This is a genomic window from Streptomyces sp. bgisy130 (genome assembly GCF_057708345.1).
The window spans coordinates 1-774 of record NZ_JBYISA010000113.1; the positions used below are offsets into that span (position 1 = coordinate 1).

Below are 774 nucleotides of genomic sequence, written 5' to 3' on the forward strand. Positions count from 1 at the left end.
TGGTCGCCGTCGCCGGTGCCGGTGCCGAGGAAGACGAACAGCTCGTCGTAGTCGACGTTGCGATGGGCCGGCTGCGCCTTGTCCGCGTCGTCCGCGGTCTGGGTGGGCCGGGGGGCCATGGTGACGAACCAGTTCTGCCCGGCCTGGAAGGTGGCGTTTGCCACCGGCGGTATTTCGAGACGTTCGCAGGCGAGCGGGCGGAGGTCTGCCAGGCGCAGCCGGAAGGGGGCCAGGGTGCCGGTCCAGCCTTCCACGTCGGCGGGGTCGAAGGCGTAGAAGATCGACGACAGTGCGCCCGCGCGCTGGACGAGCACCTCCCACTCGCCGGCCGGGTTCTGCGCGGAGGGGACGGTGATGCCGGCGTCGAGCCTGGGGACGTCGAGGACGCCGCGGTCGAAGGGCAGGAAGTGCCCCAGCAGCCCCCGCTCGGGGAGCGTGATCGGCTCCCGCGTCTCCACCACGTAGGTGAGATGCTGCTCGGCGCCGGGGTCGGGGACGATCCGGTAGTTGGTGCCCTTGGGGATCACCAGGTACTCCAGCGGCCCATACGCGAGGGTGCCGTAGTCGGTGACGAGGGCGCCACTGCCCGACTGCACCAGCAACAGGGTGTCGCCGTCGGTGTTGCGGAAGTAGTACGGCATCGGCACCGCCCGCTTCGACACCGAGACCGTGATGTCCTCGTTGAACATCAGCGGCGTCGGCAGGGCGCGCTCGTCGTGCTCATCGGCGGCGGGAACGTCGGTGAGCCGGATGCCCCGTGGCCGGATCGGGCCC

The 774-nt window shown here is 70.7% G+C and carries 1 protein-coding gene; it reads right to left on the reverse strand.

Annotated features, from left to right (window positions below; translation table 11 throughout):
* On the reverse strand, positions 1–774 hold a 774-nt coding region (locus tag AC3EUV_RS38360), incomplete at both ends, for a homogentisate 1,2-dioxygenase (RefSeq protein ID WP_435604898.1).